We start from the raw sequence: 17920 nt of genomic DNA, 5'->3' as shown, positions 1-17920 counted from the left end.
CCGGCGTAAACTGGGAAAGCATTCCATAAGGTTTGTAAATGACGAAATAGGAAAACATTAGAGTTTATATCGATTAAGAGTTGTATAACAATGATTGCAAGTGCTCCATTATTAAAAACGGAGCATTTGCAAGGCATTCCCGGTGCTCAGTCTGATTCATTTGAATGTCAAAAAGTTTCCTGTTTCGCATTTAGTATCTTATTCGGAATAAACTCTATTGTTTTCATTGAAAAATGAAAACAGGAAATCCAGCCAATCATTCACAAGCAATTTTATTTTAATTTTAATCATGTTTGTTTTGAAAGCTGATGTAAATGCGTTGAGAAATTCCGCACTGGATGCGCAGGGACTTGGTGATCATGAATCCGGAAAAGGAAAAACAGGAACACTCAATACCATTCGCCACCTTGGTTATGTGCAGCTCGACACACTTTCCGTTGTTGCGCGTGCGCATCATCACGTATTGTGGTCGCGTGTGAAAGATCATCGCGAAGAATTCCTGCACGAATTGATGAAAGAAAAAAAGATCTTCGAATACTGGAGCCATGCCGCTGCTTTTTTACCCATGGAAGATTTCCGTTTCAGTTTGCTCCGCAAAAATGATTTCCGGAAAGGAAAGAAACACTGGTTCGCAAAAAATAATAAAATGCATCGCTTCGTAACAGACAAAATAAAAGCGGAAGGAGCTTTGCAGGCAAGAGATTTTGAAACAGATAAAACAAGAGGAAGCTGGTTCGACTGGAAGCCGGCGAAGATCGCGCTCGAACAATTATTCCAGGATGGAACACTGATGGTGAAAGAAAGAAAAGGATTTCAGAAAGTTTATGACCTCACCGAACGGATTCTCCCCTCTTGCATCGACACCACACTTCCTTCGAAAGAAGAATTTGCCAATTACCTCATCACGTCCTGCCTGCGCGCACACGGATTCGCATCGCTCAAAGACATCACACACCTCCAGGCAGCAATGAGAACCAGTGTAGAAAAAGAATTGAAAAAATTGCTGAAGGAAGGAACGATTGAAGAAATAAATATCCCTGGTTCAACGGGGAAATATTTTGCCAAACGTGATTTCATTCAAAATTCAAAATTGAAAATTGAAAATCGGCAATTGGCAATTCTTTCTCCCTTCGATAATCTCGTCATCCGCCGCGACCGGCTGAAGAAAATTTTCAATTATGATTTTGCCATCGAATGTTATTTGCCCGAACACAAAAGAAAATTCGGCTATTTCTGTTTACCGGTTCTGTATGGCAATGAATTCGTAGCGCGCTTCGACCCGAAAGTGGATCGCGAAAAGAAAATATTTTATGTGAAGGAATTTCACCTTGAGAAAAAGATGAACAAAAAAGAAAAGAAAGAATTTATGGAGAAATTTGAAGTTGCGCTGGAGGAATTCTCTCTTTTTAATGGTTGCAGAAAAATTGTTGGGTGGTAATCATGATAGCCCACCGATTAATTATAGCCCACCGATTAATCGGCGGGCTATAATTAAATCAGCATAGCGCCTTGATGATATCGTGCCGCGTAATAATGAAATTTTTATCCGTTTTAAATTCACGCACCAGCACCGCCGGATTTTCAGGAGTGATCATCGTCGACAAAAGTTCTACGGGCGTAGAAATATCCACGAACGGAAATGCGGGTTGCATGATAGTTTCCACCGGAGAATTTTTGTGATCGGGATTTTTTACAATGCATTCGAAAAGCAACTGCTCATTGATGGAACCGACGATCCTTCCGTCTTTCATCACCGGCATCTGCGAATAATCTTTTTCACTCATGATCTTCACCGCTTTCCCGATCGGCTCCGATGCTTCGATCGCGTGCAGCTCCGCAGTTTTCATTGCAGAAACCACATCTTTCGCCGTCTGCCCTTTTCGCTCGAAGAATCCTTTTTCCCGCATCCAGTCATCGTTGAACATTTTTCCGAGATAACGTGTTCCGTGATCGTGAAAAATTACAACAACAAGATCCGTCTCTTTTAATTTCGAAGCAAGCTGACAAATGCCGGCCATTGCAGATCCTGCAGAATTACCGGCGAAAATTCCTTCCTCTTTTGTAATTCTCCGCGTCATCACCGCCGCATCTTTATCCGTTACTTTTTCAAAAAGATCGATCACCCTGAAATCAACATTCGCCGGAAGAAAATCTTCACCGATGCCTTCCGTGATGTACGGATAAATTTCATTCTTGTCGAAAATTCCTGTCTCCTTGTATTTTTTAAAAACAGATCCATAGGTGTCAATTCCCCACACTTTTATGTTCGGATTTTTTTCTTTCAGGAATTTTCCGGTGCCGCAGATCGTTCCGCCCGTTCCAACACCAACAACAAGATGCGTGATCTTTCCTTCCGTCTGCTCCCAGATTTCCGGGCCCGTCTGCTCGTAATGCGCCTGCGAATTCGAAAGATTATCATACTGGTTCGGCTTCCACGAATTCGGAACTTCTTTTTCCAACCGCGATGAAACAGAATAATAAGAACGTGGATCTTCCGGGTCAACATTCGTCGGGCAAACAATAACATCGGCGCCGAATGCTTTTAACGCATCTACTTTTTCTTTCGACTGTTTATCTGTTGTAGTAAAAATACATTTGTATCCTTTTATGATCGCAGCGATCGCCAATCCCATTCCTGTATTTCCACTCGTGCCCTCAATGATCGTTCCGCCCGGTTTCAATCGTCCATCCTTCTCCGCATCTTCAATCATCTTAAGCGCCATTCTGTCCTTGATGGAATTTCCCGGGTTAAAAGTTTCCAGCTTCACGTACACTTTTGCTTTGGTAATATCTTTTGTAATGTTGTTAATGCGCACAAGCGGAGTATTTCCTATTGCGCCGAGAATATTTTCGTAAACGTGTTTGGATGGATTCATTGGGAAAAATTTGGAAAGCAAAGATAAGTTTTTTGGAACGGCGGCGGCGGTGTTTCAAAATACCTGTGTTCCCGCTGTCGCTATTGCGCGGCAAAGCGCTTCCATCGGGGTTAGGAAATTTGGTTCGGCTCATTTAATTCTCATTGCTCCTTTCTCAACTGAACCTGATTGCCCGTACCGGGGAAATTCTTGTTACAATAAGCGAAGGAAGAAACAACGCGAGCTGGCAAATAACTATAGTCACAATGTTCAGTAAAATAAAATGCCACCAGTTGATCTCTATCGGAACTGTTTTTACATAATAACTTTCCTGGTCGAGCGAAACCAATTGAAATTTATATTGGATCCAGCATAAAATCAATCCGATCGCATTCCCTAAGATCATACCAAGCCCAATGAGGCGAAATGCATGCGAGAGAAAAATCTTCCTGATATTATTATTCGTCGCACCGAGCGCTTTCAATGTTCCAATCATATTCGTGCGGTCGAGAATTAAAATAATGAGCGCCGAGATCATGTTTATCGCACTTACAAAAAGCATGAGCACGATAATGATGAGCGCATTGATGTTGAGCACATCGAGCCAGGAAAATATTTCAGGCGTGAGTTCGCGTATGCTCTGCGCATTTAAATTGATATCGATTGCATCATTCACATTTTCTGTCGCTTTTTCAAGATCATTATAGTTATTCACTAAAACTTCGAACCCTGCCACGGTATTGAAATCCCAATCGTTAAGCCGCTGCACCTGCCGGATGTCGCAAATAATGAAACGATCGTCGTATCCGTCCGTCAATCCGGTTTCATAAATTCCGGTAACATGAAAAGATCTCGGCCTCGTTGTATTCCCCTTCAGAAAAAACATTTTGATCTTCTTGCCTAATTTTAAATTCAACTTGTCGGCAATGTATCGCGAAACAATTATTCCATCGGAGATCGTGTCGGGCAGCGTAAGAATTTTTCCTTCTTTCAGATTCTGTTTGAAAAAATCCCAGTCGAAATCGCGGTCCACACCTTTCAATACCACTCCCATCAACTGGTCGCCTGCTTTGATGATGCCCGCCTTCGTTGCAAAAACCTGAACGTGGCGGATCTCCGGAAATTTTTTCAGCGCTTCCACCGTCGGCTGATTTCTATTGATGGAATCCGTTTCGAAAGAAGTATTGTTATTGAATCCTGTGATCTGAATGTGCGAACCGAAACCGATCACCTTGCGCTCAATTGCATTCTGAAATCCGTTCATCACCGCAAGCGTGAGTATCATCACCGCCATTCCCACAGCTATACCCGCGACCGCTACACGCACAATGGGGCGCGACATGCGTCCGCTCGTATCCGTTTGCGCCAGCATGCGCGCTGCAATGAGCCGTTCGAAATACATCGTGTAAAGATAGCAGGGAGTTCGGAGATAAGAGTTGGGAGTATGGAATCAGCAAATGGGAAATAATGCTCCTGGGATTGGACTGATATTTGCAATTCTTACCCATGCATCTTAACGCTGAACCCCCGACTCCGGACTCCCAACTTTTTCCTACTTTCACACCGCAAACACCAATGAGAACTACTGCATTTATTTTTTTACTTGTTATTTTTTCCCTGGTACTTCCTGCGCAGATCGTCATTCATTCGAAACAGAACATTGAAAAAACGGATGCCGACATTACTACCGGCGCCGAACGGACCGATGTTTACCTGCCGTGGCTGAAAGGAAAAAATGTTGCCATTGTTGCCAACCAGACTTCGATGATCAATTCCACGCATCTCGTGGACACACTCCTTGCGCTGAAAATAAAAGTGAAAAAAATATTCTGTCCTGAACACGGCTTGCGCGGCGATGCCGATAATGGTGAGAACGTTACAAATTTTAAAGACAAAAAAACCGGTTTGCCCGTAATCTCTCTCTATGGCGATCACCTGAAACCTACTGCCACCGATCTCAAAGGAATCGACATTGTGGTTTACGATATACAGGATGTGGGTTGCCGTTTTTATACTTATATCACCACCATGTCGTACGTGATGGAAGCGTGTGCTGAACAGAAAAAAACTTTTGTCGTTCTCGATCGCCCGGATCCGAACGGATATTATGTGGATGGGCCGGTGCTCGATCCGCAATACAAATCTTTTGTCGGACAATTTCCTGTGCCTATTGTTTATGGAATGACCATCGCTGAATATGCGAAAATGGTCAATGGAGAAAAGTGGCTGACGAATGGTGTGCAGTGCGATCTTAAATATGTGGAGTGCATAAATTATGATCACACGGACTGGTACCAATTACCGATCGCACCTTCTCCGAATTTACCGAACATGGCTGCTGTTTATTTGTATCCGTCGCTTTGTCTTTTCGAAGGAACGGTCATGAGCATTGGCCGCGGCACCGATCTTCCTTTCCAGGTGGTGGGCCATCCCGATCTGAAAAATGCAAATTTCACTTTCACTCCTTCCCCGAAACCGGGCGCAAAAGATCCGCTCTACAATGGAAAAGTATGTTACGGCCACGACTTGCATGAATTTGCGACGTTGTACGTGCGCGATTACAAAGGAATTTATCTTTTCTGGTTGTTGGGTTGTTACAAAGACATGGCAGATAAAACAGATTTCTTCAATGATTTTTTTGAACGTCTTGCAGGAACAAAAGATCTCCGTCAGCAAATTATAGAGGGAAAAACAGAAGAGCAGATCCGCTCGGGCTGGAAACCTGCTCTTGCAAAATTCAAAGTGACAAGGAAAAAATATCTGTTGTACGAAGACTTTGAGTAGGGAGGATCAGGGAAGATTACAAATAATACGGAGACTCAGATTACAGATTGAGCAGATGTGAGGATCAGGGAAGATTACAAATAATACGGAGACTCAGATTACAGATTGAGCAGATGTACAGATTACGGATTACGGATTACGGATTTTACTGATGCGCGAATATCCGAATGGTGGTTACTCTTTTCAATTGAAATTTAACTGCCGGGCTTTTTTGAATCGTTGAATCATTGAATTATTAAATAATTGAATCGTTGAATGAAGTACACGGATCAGACCGGGCGAATTATTTCACTGGAGAAAATTCCTTCACGGATAATTTCATTGGTTCCATCACAAACAGAATTGCTTTTCGATCTCGGTTTGGAAGATGAAGTGGTGGGCATCACAAAATTCTGTATTCACCCGGAAAACTGGTTCAGGAATAAAACGCGTGTGGGCGGAACGAAACAAATCGATTTGAAAAAAATTGACGCGCTGCAACCCGATCTCATCATTGCGAATAAAGAAGAGAATGAAAAAGAACAGGTAGAATTGCTGATGAAAAAATATCCCGTGTGGGTGAGTGATGTGCGCACACTTGCGGATGCGTATGCAATGATACGTGCGATGGGAGAAGTGACGGGAAAAACCATTGAGGCGAGAAAAATATTTTCGGAGATCGCTTTCCGTTTCGAAAATTTCAAAGCAAACAAACCGGAACTGAAAAAGAAAAAGATCGCATATTTCATCTGGAAAAAACCCTGGATGGCCGCAGGAAAAGATACGTTCATTGATCATCTTCTTTCGCTCTGCGGATTTGAAAATGTTTTTGCCAATGAAAAAAACCGTTATCCTGAAATAACGCTTGACGATCTTTCCGAAAAAAATCCTGAAGTGATCTTTCTTTCTTCCGAACCTTATCCGTTCAAAGAAAAACATATTGCAGAATTGAATGCTGTTTTACCGCAAGCGAAAATTCTACTCGTGGACGGAGAACTTTTTTCCTGGTACGGATCGCGGCTCATGCATTCGCCGCAGTATTTTATGGAGGTAATGAGCGCGGTGTGAATTTCGTAACTTTACTCCTCGCTACAACAAAGTGAAATGACGCGAATTTTTCTTCTTTTTTCCATCCTCTTTTTTTTCTGTCTGCGGCTTTCTTCGCAGATCGTCATTGACCGCGCGCCTGTGCAAGTAGGGCCTGTTGATGTGCCCGTAGAAAAAGTGGGTGTGGTGCTCAGTGGTGGCGGCGCTTCCGGCCTCGCGCACATAGGCGTGCTCAAAGCGCTCGAGGAAAATAATATTCCAATCGATTACATCTGCGGAACTTCCATGGGCGCGCTCGTCGGTTGTTTGTACACCATGGGATACACACCAACAGAAATAGAAACGCTCGTGAAGTCTGATGATTTCAAAAGTTGGGCAACAGGAGTTTTCCAGCCCGACCAGGTTTATTATTTCAAGAAAAAAGATGATAATGCTTCCTGGGTCACGTTCAAACTTTCGCTTGATACGTCGCTCGTCACCAACTTGCCGACGAATTTAATTTCTCCGGTGCAAATGGATTTTGCGTTGATGGAAAATACTGCCGGGGCATCGGCCGCTGCGAATTATAATTTCGATTCTCTTTTCATTCCGTTCCGTTGCGTGGCTTCCGATGTGGTTTCGAAAAGTTCGGTGGTTTTCAAAGACGGGGATCTCGGTGTTGCAGTGCGCGCTTCCATGTCGTACCCGTTTTATTTAAAACCGATCCGCGTGAATGGAAAACTTTTATTCGACGGCGGACTCTACAATAATTTTCCAGCCGATGTGATGTACCAGGATTTTTTCCCCGATTTCATTATCGGCAGCAATGTGGCTTCTGAATTTCCCGATCCGGATGAGGATAATCTTCTTTCGCAGATACGCGCCATGCTCACGAGTAAAACCGATTTCAATCCGAAATGCGAGAATGGCGTGGTGATACAACCAAGCGCCGACTGGATAGGGCTTTTCAATTTCGATGATCCGCAACGTGTCATTGACAGCGGTTATGCAGCGACGATGCGCAAGATCGATGAAATAAAATTCAATGTAGAAAAACGAAGCGATCCGAAAGATCTGGCGGCACGGCGTGCTGCATTCAAAGCAAAAGAACCGCACATTATTTTTGACCAGATCAACATCGAAGGCCCGGGAATGAAAAAGCGACAGGTGAATTATGTGACGAAATTATTGCTGCATAAAAAAAGTTACGTGGACATTGCCACACTCAAACCCGCTTACTTCCGCCTCGCATCAGACGATAAGATACAATCCATTTTCCCTGTGGCGCATTACAATAAACTCACCGGCTATTATGATCTCGATCTCACCATCAAAAAAGAAAAAAATATTTTTACACAGCTTGGCGGCGATTTTTCCAACCGGCAGATCAGTATGGGATTCGTTGGACTGCAATACAACATTCTGAATAATCCTTCCATCGCACTCAATGGAAATGCATACTTCGGAAAATTGTACCAGTCGGCGCAGGTGCGTGCGCGCATCGATTTTCCAACACGTTTGCCTTTTTACTTCGAACCGATCTTCACCTGGGACCGATTTGATTATTACCGGAGCACTCCTGTTTATTTTGTCGATACGCGTCCGCCTTATCTTATCCAGATCGATCGTTATGAAGAAATGGGAATGGGATTTCCCGTGCGCAACAAAGGAAGAATTGTTTTAAGCAGCGGGGCAATCTTCGTGCGCGATCTTTATTACCAAACCGCGCAATTCACCTCTACGGACACAACAGACCGGACTGATCTCACCGGTTCCTCTTCACATTTACTTTATGAAAGAAATACATTGAACCGAAAACAGTTTGCAACTTCAGGAACTTATTTTTCTTTCAAAGCAAGATACGTTTACGCGGAAGAATTTTTCAAACCAGGAACCACTGCAACAGGACAGGATCCTTACCGGCACATTCACGATTGGTTGCAGTTCCGTCTTACTTACGATACCTATTTCAAAGAGCGTGGAAGATGGCGGCTCGGATTTTACGGCGAAGCAGTTTATTCATCGCAGCCGTTATTTCACAATTACACTTCCACTGCTCTTTATGCACCGGCATTCAATCCTACGCCTGAAAGTCAAACGTATTTCATTCCCGAATTCAGGGCGTATCAATATGCGGGCGCAGGATTGAAAAGTATTTTCGTCATTCAAAAAAATATTGACCTGCGTATCGAAGGTTATGTATTCGCCCCTTACCAGGAGATCCGTGAAAACACAACCGCGCACACGGCATACTTCACTGCGCCACTCGCCATATCTTCCATTCATTACATCGGTTCTTCTGCCCTGGTCTGGAATTCTCCTCTGGGCCCCGTGAGTTTTAACGTGAATTATTACAGCACGAAAGCATACCCGTGGAGTTTCATGTTCAACTTCGGATACATTATTTTCAACAGGAAAGCCATGGACTAGAGTACGAAATCCCGAATTAATTCGGGATTTCGTATTTCGTACTACCCTGATAAATATTTTTGGAATATTAAAAAAATAATCGCAACATTTGCGCCGGTAAAAAAATCTGCGCGGAATAACGCAGGTACTCGTCAAACCCGCCTTCGACCCGCTTCTGCGGGCAGGCAACCAAACACAACAGGTGAAATGAAACACCTTCTCTGCATGGCGATCTCTATGATCACGAAGATGGTTTCTGTGAACCGTCTGCGCTATGTTTCACTGACGAATGTAATTCCTTCCTGCCCGAGGAGGTTCTACCGCTCAAGGATCTGATCCTGCAAGGTCATTTCTATTTACGGCTACGTGCCGTTCCCACTTATCATTCTGTTCACGGTCACTCAGCTGATCATTGTTCAACCCGTTCTGCTAAAAAAATGCGGAACACAATCGTGTAATTCCAATGGAAAATAACACGCAGGTGCATGTACTCGTTGCAAGTGCATTACACATTACACACGCAGAAAAGATCTGCGAAGAAATGGCCGACTCGGCAAAAGCGCGGGGCACCGGCATTGCGCGCCGTTCGCCCGAATACATTGTGAAAAAAATTCTCGAAGGGAAAGCAGTGATCGCGCTCACGGAAAAAAATGAGTGGGCCGGATTCTGTTACATCGAAACGTGGAGCCACGGAACCTACGTTGCAAATTCGGGGCTCATTGTTGCCCCTGCGTTCCGCAAGAGCGGACTTGCGCGGCAGATCAAGAAAAAAATATTTGAACTCTCGCAGGAAAAATATCCCGACTCGAAAATTTTCGGGCTCACTACCGGCCTTGCCGTAATGAAAATAAATTCTGAATTAGGTTACGAACCGGTGACGTATTCTGAACTCACCGGCGATGAACAATTCTGGAAAGGTTGCGAAAGCTGTGTGAATTTTGAAATTCTTAAAAACAAAGAGCGGAAGAATTGTTTGTGCACTGCAATGCTGTATGATCCGGCTGATAAAAAAATAAATACAAAAGAATCGTTCCGGAAAAAATCAAAGCTCTATGAAAGATGGCTGCGCTTCAAGAAAAATGTCCTCCTGCGAAGCAGGATAGTGATAAGTGATAAGTTATGAGCGATTAGCAATTTGTACCGATTCGCAACTCATAACTCGTCGCTCTTAACTCATCACTCCGTTATAGTAAACACCAACAACTAATATCCATCACATGACTACTATCAAAAACAAAGTACTATTAGCCTTCAGCGGCGGACTCGACACGAGTTTCTGCGCGATCTGGTTGCGGGAAGAAAAAAAATATGAGGTACATGCAGTGACGATCAATACCGGCGGATTTACCAATGAAGAATTGACAGCGATCGAAAAACATGCTTATGCACTCGGCGTAAATACATTTACTGTCATCGATGGTGCGCAACGATTCTATGATTCCTGCATTAAGTTTCTTGTTTTCGGAAATGTGCTCAAGAACGGAACTTATCCATTGTCAGTGAGCGCTGAGCGTGTAACACAAGCGATGTTGCTCGCGGAACATGCGCAGCACACGGGCATACACGCAATCTCGCACGGGAGTACAGGCGCGGGAAATGATCAGGTGCGTTTCGATATGCTGCTCGATATTCTTCTCGAAGATGCGGAGATCGTTACGCCGATCCGCGATCTGAAACTTTCACGTCAGCAGGAAATTGATTTTCTGAAAAAACATAATGTGAAAATGAACTTTGAAAAAGCAGAATATTCCGTAAACAAAGGGATCTGGGGAACTTCTGTCGGCGGAAAAGAAACACTCACGTCCGAGTTGCCTCTCCCTGCTGATGCTTTTCCAACCAAGATCACAAAAACAGAACCGCAGAAAACCGAATTGCATTTTAATAAAGGAGAACTCATCGGTGTCGATGGAAAATATTTTGATTCTCCGGTTGACGCGATATTGCATTTGAATTCACTCGCTGCTCCTTTCGGAATTGGGCGCGACATTCACGTGGGCGATACGATCATCGGGATAAAAGGCCGCGTGGGATTCGAAGCCGCCGCGCCGCTTATCATTATTAAAGCACATCACCTGCTGGAGAAACATGTGCTGAGTAAATGGCAGCTCTTTCAGAAAGATCAACTCGCTGCGCTCTACGGAAATTTTCTTCATGAAGGACAGTACTACGAACCGCTCCTGCGCGACATCGAAAATTTCCTCACGAGTACACAGCAATCGGTGAGTGGAAAAGTTTTTGTCACACTCAAGAAAGAACATTTCACACTCGATGGCGTTCGTTCTCCTTTCGATCTCATGGCCGCACAAAAAGGATCTTATGGTGAAATGAATGACGGCTGGACTGGTGAAGATGTGAAAGGATTTTCGAAGATTGCCGCGAACCAGGTGAAATCATGGTACCGGCTTCATAAAATTGCATCGGGGGAATTCGCATGAGCAAAAAAATAAAAGCAGGAATTATCGGGAGCGCCGGATACGCCGGTGGTGAATTGATCCGTTTGTTACTGCACCATCCTTACGCAGAATTGAAATTCGCGCAGAGCCGGAGCAATGCAGGAAATAAAATTTATTCCGTACATACCGATCTTCTTGGCGAAACCGATCTTTCATTTTCAAACGAAACGGATCCGGATTGCGATGTTCTGTTTCTTTGCATGGGGCATGGCGAATCGAAAAAATGGATGAATGAAAATAAAATTGCGGATCACACTCATGTGATCGATCTGAGCCAGGATTTTCGTTCGGGCGGCGCAGATTTTATTTATGGGCTTCCGGAATTGCAGAAAAAAAATATCGGCAAGGCAAAACACATTGCCAATCCCGGCTGTTTCGCCACGGCCATTCAGCTCGCCTTGCTTCCGGCAGTGCAAGCGAAAATCATTGACAGCGATGTGAATGTTTCTGCAACAACAGGATCTACCGGCGCAGGACAGAATCTTTCTGCAACTTCTCACTTCACCTGGCGCCATGGGAATCATTCGGCTTACAAAGTGCTCGAACATCAGCATCTCACCGAAATAGAAAAAACTTTTTTCTCGCTCGATAAAAATTTTCCGCATGCTGTTCATTTTATTCCTCAGCGCGGAGCATTCGCGCGCGGCATACACACGATCGCCCATTTTTCCACATCTGTGAAAAAAGAAGAAGCGAAAGATATTTTTGAAAAATTCTACAACGATCATCCTTTCACTCATATTTCTCCGTGTACAATTGATGTAAAACAGGTTGTGAATACCAACAATTGTTTTCTTCATATTGAGAATTCCAATGGCCGGCTCATCATCACTTCGGTCATCGATAATTTACTCAAGGGCGCATCGGGACAAGCGGTGCAGAATATGAATCTTATTTTCGGATTCGATGAAACTTCCGGTTTAAAATTAAAATCAACAGCCTACTGATATGAAACTCTTCGACGTTTATCCATTGCTCCCCGTTACGCCCGTGCGCGCGTCAGGAACAAAAGTTTTCTGCTCCGATGGAAAAGAATATCTCGATCTCTACGGAGGGCATGCTGTCATTTCCATCGGGCATTCGCATCCGCATTATATTTCGAAACTCACTGCACAACTGAACAACATCGCATTTTATTCCAATGCAGTTCAGAATCCGCTGCAGGAAGAGCTCGCGGAAAATTTCGGGAAGATCAGCGGTTATCCCGATCATTCACTTTTCCTCTGCAATTCCGGTGCAGAAGCGAATGAGAATGCACTAAAACTTTCATCCTTCCACAACGGAAGAAAAAAAATAATTGCATTCACAGGATCTTTTCATGGGCGGACATCGGCAGCAGTTGCAGCAACTCATGATCTTTCCCTCAATTCACCGGTGAATCTCCAGCATGAAATTCAATTTCTTCCATTGAATGATCATGATGCTGCAAAAAATATTGACGAAACAGTTTGCGCTGTTATCATCGAAGGGATACAGGGAGTTGCCGGCGTGAAAGAAGTATCGGCAGAATTTTTTCAATTGCTCAGGAAAAAATGTGATGAGACAGGTGCAGTTCTCATACTTGACGAAGTGCAGAGCGGTTGCGGACGCACCGGAAAATATTTTGCGCACCAGCATTCAGGAATAAAAGCGGATATCATTTCTATGGCGAAAGGGATCGGCAATGGATTTCCCATTGGAGGAATTCTTATTGCGCCGCATTTCAAAGCGAAACACGGATTGCTCGGCACAACTTTCGGTGGAAATTACCTTGCTTGTGTTTCTGCGCTTGCTGTGATCGATGTGATAAAAAATGAATCGCTGATGGAGCATGCAAAAAGTGTGAGTGACTATCTCATTGGAAAAATAGCAACTCTTCCTGCAGTGAAAGAAGTGCGTGGCAAAGGATTGATGATCGGAATTGAACTCGAAAATTCCTGCGCTGAAGTGCGAAAAAAATTATTGAACGAACATCGCATCTTCACCGGCTCATCGTCCTGCAAAAAAACTTTACGCCTTCTTCCACCGCTTACACTGACATACGAAGAAGCGGATCAGTTCATTCACGCTTTTGAAAAAATATTAATTCACGAAACAACAATTGCATAACTCATGAAAAATTTTACCTGCGCTTACGATGTGCCCGATGTGCCGGCATTGATCCGGGAAGCGATACAACTTAAAAAAGATCCGTTCGCCTTTTCTTCATTGGGGAAAAACAAAACGATCGGACTTATTTTCATGAATCCGAGTTTGCGCACACGCATGAGCACGCAGAAAGCAGCACAATTACTCGGCATGAATATTCTTTCGGTGAATACAACGACCGAAGGATGGGCGCTCGAAACGAATGACGGCGTGATGAACGGCACAACAGTGGAACACATTGAAGAAGCGGCCGCAGTGATGGGAGAATATTGCGACATCATCGGCGTTCGTTCTTTCCCTTCGCTCTCTGATAAATTGCAGGACACGAATGAAAAAAATCTTTTGCAATGGATGAAATATTCCGGCAAACCGGTGTTGAGTCTCGAATCCGCAACACGTCATCCGTTGCAGAGTCTTGCAGATATGATGACGATTGCGGAAAATAAAAAAAATAAAAAGATGAAGATCGTGCTCACGTGGGCGCCGCACGTGAAGGCGGTCCCGCACGCGGTGGCGAATTCTTTTTGTGAATGGATGAAATTTTCAGAGGAGGAATTCGTCATCACGCATCCGCACGGGCTTGAACTCGACGAAGAATTTTCTTCTGCAGGGAAAATTGAATACGACCAGGAAAAAGCGCTGGAAGATGCTGATCTTGTTTATGTGAAAAGCTGGTGCTCATTTTCCGATTATGGAAAACTTCAGGAAGGAAATAAAGAGTGGATGATCACACCGGAAAAATTAGCACACACGAATGAAGCGAAAGTGATGCATTGCCTTCCTGTCCGGAGAGATGTTGAATTGGCTTCTTCTATTCTGAAAAGTTCAACTTCTCTCCATTTGCAGCAAGCGGCGAATCGTGTTCCCGCAGCGCAAATCGTTCTGAAAAAAATGATCACGTCAATGAACAAAGAAATAAAACATTCTTCCGATGAATTCATCCACGCAATCTGATCTTATCACCATTGTAAAACTCGGCGGAGCGATCATTGACAATGAATCGCAGCTTTCCGTTTTCCTTGAATCGTTCTGCCGCATCGGCGGGAAAAAAATACTTGTGCACGGCGGAGGAAAACTTGCTTCGGCCCTTTGCAAAAAACTCGGTATAGAAACTAAAATGATGAATGGCCGGCGTATCACCGATGCTGAAACGCTCGATGTGGCAACGATGATCTACGGCGGAAGTGTCAATAAAAATATCGTGGCGCAGTTGCAGAAAAATAATTGCAATGCGATCGGTATGTGTGGCGCCGATGGAAATATTATTCGCGCAGAAAAAAGAAATCCTGTTCCCGTTGATTATGGATTCGTGGGCGATCCGGTTGATGACGGAATCAATGTTACGATGCTGGAACAACTGCTCACACTTGGACTCGTACCTGTAATTTCTCCATTGACGCACGACGGAAAAGGAATGTTGCTCAACACGAACGCGGACACGATCGCGGCATGCGTTGCGGGTGCGCTCGCACGTACACATGACGTGCAGTTGGTTTATTGTTTTGAAAAAAACGGCGTGCTGACCGATCTCTCCAATGAGAATTCGGTGATCCGGGAATTGAAAAAAGAAGAGTTGAAAAATTTTGTGGAGCAACAGATCATTCACAATGGAATGCTGCCGAAGATCGACGCTTGTTTTCGCGCGAAAGAAAAAGGCGTTCAACGTGTGGTGATTGGTAATGCTTCACAACTTGAAAAGATTGCTGCAGGAAATAATTGTTGTACCCTTTTAACATGATGAAAGAATTAAAACATACAGCAGTCGAATTGCTCAGCGAACTGATCGCTATTCCGTCTTTTTCAAAAGAAGAGCATGGCACGGCATCGCTGCTGGAAAATTTCTTCGCGAAGAAAAATATTCCTGTTCAGCGCATGAAGAACAACATTATCGTACGGAATAAATTTTTCGATGAAAAAAAACCGACGCTGCTTCTGAATTCTCATCATGACACTGTTCGCCCTTCCGCTTCGTGGACGAAAGATCCTTTCACGCCAATGATTTCAGATGGAAAAATTTACGGGCTCGGAAGTAATGATGCGGGAGGAGCGCTCGTTTCACTGATCGCAACATTCCTGCATTTCTATTCCGAAAATATTCCTTTCAATCTTATTCTCGCCGCAACTGCCGAGGAAGAAATATCGGGAGCGAATGGAATAGAAAGTATTCTTCCTTTACTCGGTGAAATTAATCTTGCCCTTGTCGGTGAACCCACGCAGATGAAACTGGCCATTGCAGAAAAGGGATTGCTCGTTATCGACTGCCTTGCAAAAGGAAAAACGGGGCACGCCGCACGTAACGAAGGAGAGAACGCGATCTACAAAGCAATGAAAGATCTGGAATGGTTTAAAACTTTTTCCTTCCCGGAAATTTCGCCCTTGCTCGGAAAAATTCACATGAATGTAACGATGATCAATTCCGGAACGCAGCACAATGTAATTCCCGGCGAATGTAGTTTCACCGTTGACATCCGCCTGACAGAAACTTATTCTGCCGAAGATATCCTGAAGATCATCCGGAAAAATATTTCTTCTGAAGTTAAACCTCGTTCGCTCCGCCTGCGCGCCTCTTCCATTGAGAAAAATCATCCTTTCGTGATCAACGCCCTGAAAAATAGTTTTGAAACCTTCGGTTCCCCAACTCTTTCCGACATGGCGCTGATGCCGTTCCCGTCGGTAAAAATTGGCCCCGGTGATTCCGCGCGCTCCCATACGGCCGATGAATTTATTTTCATTGAAGAAATTGAAGCCGGAATTGAAAAATATATTCAGCTCCTGGAATCCTATTCCATCCTCAAGTTCAATAATGAACATTCGCATATTCGCACACATTCGTAATTCGCTCCCCTATGAAACTCTGGCAAAAAGAAAAAAAACTAAATTCCATCGCTGAACATTTCACGATCGGTAAAGACCGTGAGTTCGATCTGCAACTCGCCACATTCGATGTGATCGGTTCCCTCGCTCATTCGGAAATGCTGTGCTCGTGCCAACTTATTTCCGAAAAAGAAAAAGAAGAACTTCATCGCGAACTGAAAAACATTCTTGCAACAATCCGTTCCGAAAAGTTTACCATTGATGAAAAATGTGAAGACATTCATTCGCAGATCGAATTCCTGCTTACGGAAAAACTCGGTGACACCGGAAAAAAAATTCACACGGCACGTTCGCGCAACGATCAGTCGCTGCTCGATATAAAATTATTCTGCCGGAATAAGATCATGCATCTTGCTGAAAAAATTGAAAAACTTTTTTCATTGTTGCAAACACTTTCTGAAAAAAATAAAAATATTCTGCTGCCCGGCTATACGCATCTGCAACTTGCCATGCCTTCTTCTTTCGGATTGTGGTTCGGCGCGTTTGCAGAAAGTCTTTGCGATGATCTTGAATTGCTGCTTGCTGCTTACAAGATCACCGATAAAAATCCGCTCGGTTCTGCAGCAGGATTCGGTTCTTCTTTCCCGATTGACCGTGATCTCACTACATCACTTCTCGGTTTTAGTGAAATGAATATAAATTCTGTTTACGCGCAGATGACGCGGGGCAAAACAGAAAAAACAATTTCCATTGCCATTGCATCCGTTGCATCCACACTTTCGAAACTCGCTATGGACTGCACACTTTATATGAGCAGCGGATTCGGATTCATTTCATTTCCCGACGAACTCACAACGGGAAGCAGCATTATGCCGCACAAAAAAAACCCTGATGTGTGGGAACTCATTCGCGGAAAATGTAATCGCCTGCAATCGGTGCCGAATGAATTTTCTTTGCTGCTGAATAATCTTCCTTCGGGCTATCACCGTGAATTGCAATTGACGAAAGAAATATTATTCCCCGCGTTCGAAGAAATTAATTCCTGCATTGATGCGGCGCGGCTGATGCTTGAAAATATAAAAGTGAAAACGGATATTCCCGCTGATGAAAAATATGATCTGCTTTTTACAGTGGACGCCGTGAACGAACTGGTGAAAAAAAATATTCCATTCCGCGAAGCGTACCGCCAGGTAGCGATTGCTGTAGAAACAGGAAATTTCATTCCCGACCGCACACTCCCGTACACGCACGCAGGAAGCATTGGCGATCCCGGCAACGAACGCATCCGGAAAATTTTCATTGGTAAAATGGCGGATTTTAAATTTGAAAAAGCGATTTCTGCAATGAGAAAACTGGCAGATTGAAAGAAGCCGGGCGTTAATTTTATCCCGGAATTCATTGCAAATTAATGCCCGTGTTAATCCGGTTCCTCCGCGAAAAGATAGTTTCTGCAATGAAAAGGTTATAATTTGA

Annotated in this window: 14 protein-coding genes; 12 read left to right on the top strand and 2 right to left on the bottom strand. The window is 43.9% G+C overall.

All coding sequences use genetic code 11. From position 1 onward, the window contains the following. The first annotated feature begins 289 nt into the window (after positions 1-289). Positions 290-1438, top strand: a complete 1149-nt coding sequence (locus HY064_10060) for a YcaQ family DNA glycosylase (protein MBI3510996.1) — start codon at positions 290-292, stop codon at positions 1436-1438. Positions 1439-1496: 58 nt separating this feature from the next. Here HY064_10060 and HY064_10055 read toward each other — a convergent pair whose 3' ends face one another. Together HY064_10055 and HY064_10050 are read right to left on the bottom strand one after the other, a co-directional pair. Continuing rightward, a complete protein-coding gene (locus HY064_10055; protein MBI3510995.1) occupies positions 1497-2876 on the bottom strand; it encodes a pyridoxal-phosphate dependent enzyme in 1380 nt (459 codons plus the stop codon). 154 nt (positions 2877-3030) lie between these two features. Further along, a complete protein-coding gene (locus tag HY064_10050; protein ID MBI3510994.1) occupies positions 3031-4257 on the bottom strand; it encodes an ABC transporter permease in 1227 nt (408 codons plus the stop codon). Between the two features lie 173 nt (positions 4258-4430). Between HY064_10050 and HY064_10045 the strand changes: the two genes are divergently transcribed. The 11 genes from HY064_10045 to argH all read left to right on the top strand — a co-directional run bounded on the left by HY064_10045 (position 4431) and on the right by argH (position 17811). Then, positions 4431-5639 carry a DUF1343 domain-containing protein gene (locus HY064_10045; GenBank protein ID MBI3510993.1) on the top strand — a complete coding sequence of 403 codons (1209 nt, stop codon included), beginning with the start codon at positions 4431-4433 and terminating at the stop codon, positions 5637-5639. Positions 5640-5894: 255 nt separating this feature from the next. Beyond that, entirely contained in the window at positions 5895-6686 is a 792-nt protein-coding gene (locus tag HY064_10040; protein MBI3510992.1) for an ABC transporter substrate-binding protein, read from the top strand. A 36-nt stretch (positions 6687-6722) separates the two neighbouring features. Next, complete coding sequence (locus HY064_10035) at positions 6723-9074, top strand: patatin-like phospholipase family protein (GenBank protein ID MBI3510991.1); 2352 nt, start codon at positions 6723-6725, stop codon at positions 9072-9074. A gap of 442 nt (positions 9075-9516) precedes the next feature. Continuing rightward, the gene (locus HY064_10030; protein MBI3510990.1) at positions 9517-10176 is read left to right on the top strand and encodes a GNAT family N-acetyltransferase; all 660 of its coding nucleotides are present in this window, start codon (positions 9517-9519) and stop codon (positions 10174-10176) included. A gap of 94 nt (positions 10177-10270) precedes the next feature. Next, positions 10271-11488 carry an argininosuccinate synthase gene (locus tag HY064_10025; protein ID MBI3510989.1) on the top strand — a complete coding sequence of 406 codons (1218 nt, stop codon included), beginning with the start codon at positions 10271-10273 and terminating at the stop codon, positions 11486-11488. Continuing rightward, a complete protein-coding gene (locus HY064_10020) occupies positions 11485-12453 on the top strand; it encodes an N-acetyl-gamma-glutamyl-phosphate reductase (protein MBI3510988.1) in 969 nt (322 codons plus the stop codon). Before HY064_10025 ends, HY064_10020 begins: the two co-directional genes overlap by 4 nt. Position 12454: 1 nt before the next feature. Beyond that, complete coding sequence (locus tag HY064_10015) at positions 12455-13594, top strand: aspartate aminotransferase family protein (protein MBI3510987.1); 1140 nt, start codon at positions 12455-12457, stop codon at positions 13592-13594. A 3-nt stretch (positions 13595-13597) separates the two neighbouring features. Continuing rightward, positions 13598-14587 (top strand): acetylornithine carbamoyltransferase, encoded by a 990-nt coding sequence (locus HY064_10010; GenBank protein MBI3510986.1) that lies wholly within the window; start codon positions 13598-13600, stop codon positions 14585-14587. Then, positions 14565-15371 (top strand): acetylglutamate kinase, encoded by an 807-nt coding sequence (gene argB / locus HY064_10005; GenBank protein ID MBI3510985.1) that lies wholly within the window; start codon positions 14565-14567, stop codon positions 15369-15371. The genes HY064_10010 and argB overlap by 23 nt, the downstream gene beginning before the upstream one ends. Beyond that, complete coding sequence (locus HY064_10000; GenBank protein MBI3510984.1) at positions 15368-16468, top strand: M20 family metallo-hydrolase; 1101 nt, start codon at positions 15368-15370, stop codon at positions 16466-16468. Before argB ends, HY064_10000 begins: the two co-directional genes overlap by 4 nt. Before the next feature lie 11 nt (positions 16469-16479). Then, a complete protein-coding gene (argH, locus tag HY064_09995) occupies positions 16480-17811 on the top strand; it encodes an argininosuccinate lyase (GenBank protein ID MBI3510983.1) in 1332 nt (443 codons plus the stop codon). Positions 17812-17920 lie beyond the last annotated feature (109 nt).

It is taken from the genome of Bacteroidota bacterium, from assembly GCA_016194975.1.
Lineage (GTDB): Bacteria > Bacteroidota > Bacteroidia > Palsa-965 > Palsa-965.
The sequence above is the reverse complement of the archived record's forward strand: the minus strand, read 5'-3'. Positions and strand labels throughout refer to the sequence as shown.

Excerpts from the sequence above, each read along its gene's own strand:
- HY064_10060 (MBI3510996.1), top strand. The coding sequence starts at position 290 with ATGTTTGTTTTGAAAGCTGATGTAAATGCGTTGAGAAATTCCGCACTG.
- HY064_10055 (MBI3510995.1), bottom strand. The coding sequence starts at position 2,876 with ATGAATCCATCCAAACACGTTTACGAAAATATTCTCGGCGCAATAGGA.
- HY064_10050 (MBI3510994.1), bottom strand. The coding sequence starts at position 4,257 with ATGTATTTCGAACGGCTCATTGCAGCGCGCATGCTGGCGCAAACGGAT.
- HY064_10045 (MBI3510993.1), top strand. The coding sequence starts at position 4,431 with ATGAGAACTACTGCATTTATTTTTTTACTTGTTATTTTTTCCCTGGTA.
- HY064_10040 (MBI3510992.1), top strand. The coding sequence starts at position 5,895 with ATGAAGTACACGGATCAGACCGGGCGAATTATTTCACTGGAGAAAATT.
- HY064_10035 (MBI3510991.1), top strand. The coding sequence starts at position 6,723 with ATGACGCGAATTTTTCTTCTTTTTTCCATCCTCTTTTTTTTCTGTCTG.
- HY064_10030 (MBI3510990.1), top strand. The coding sequence starts at position 9,517 with ATGGAAAATAACACGCAGGTGCATGTACTCGTTGCAAGTGCATTACAC.
- HY064_10025 (MBI3510989.1), top strand. The coding sequence starts at position 10,271 with ATGACTACTATCAAAAACAAAGTACTATTAGCCTTCAGCGGCGGACTC.
- HY064_10020 (MBI3510988.1), top strand. The coding sequence starts at position 11,485 with ATGAGCAAAAAAATAAAAGCAGGAATTATCGGGAGCGCCGGATACGCC.
- HY064_10015 (MBI3510987.1), top strand. The coding sequence starts at position 12,455 with ATGAAACTCTTCGACGTTTATCCATTGCTCCCCGTTACGCCCGTGCGC.
- HY064_10010 (MBI3510986.1), top strand. The coding sequence starts at position 13,598 with ATGAAAAATTTTACCTGCGCTTACGATGTGCCCGATGTGCCGGCATTG.
- argB (MBI3510985.1), top strand. The coding sequence starts at position 14,565 with ATGAATTCATCCACGCAATCTGATCTTATCACCATTGTAAAACTCGGC.
- HY064_10000 (MBI3510984.1), top strand. The coding sequence starts at position 15,368 with ATGATGAAAGAATTAAAACATACAGCAGTCGAATTGCTCAGCGAACTG.
- argH (MBI3510983.1), top strand. The coding sequence starts at position 16,480 with ATGAAACTCTGGCAAAAAGAAAAAAAACTAAATTCCATCGCTGAACAT.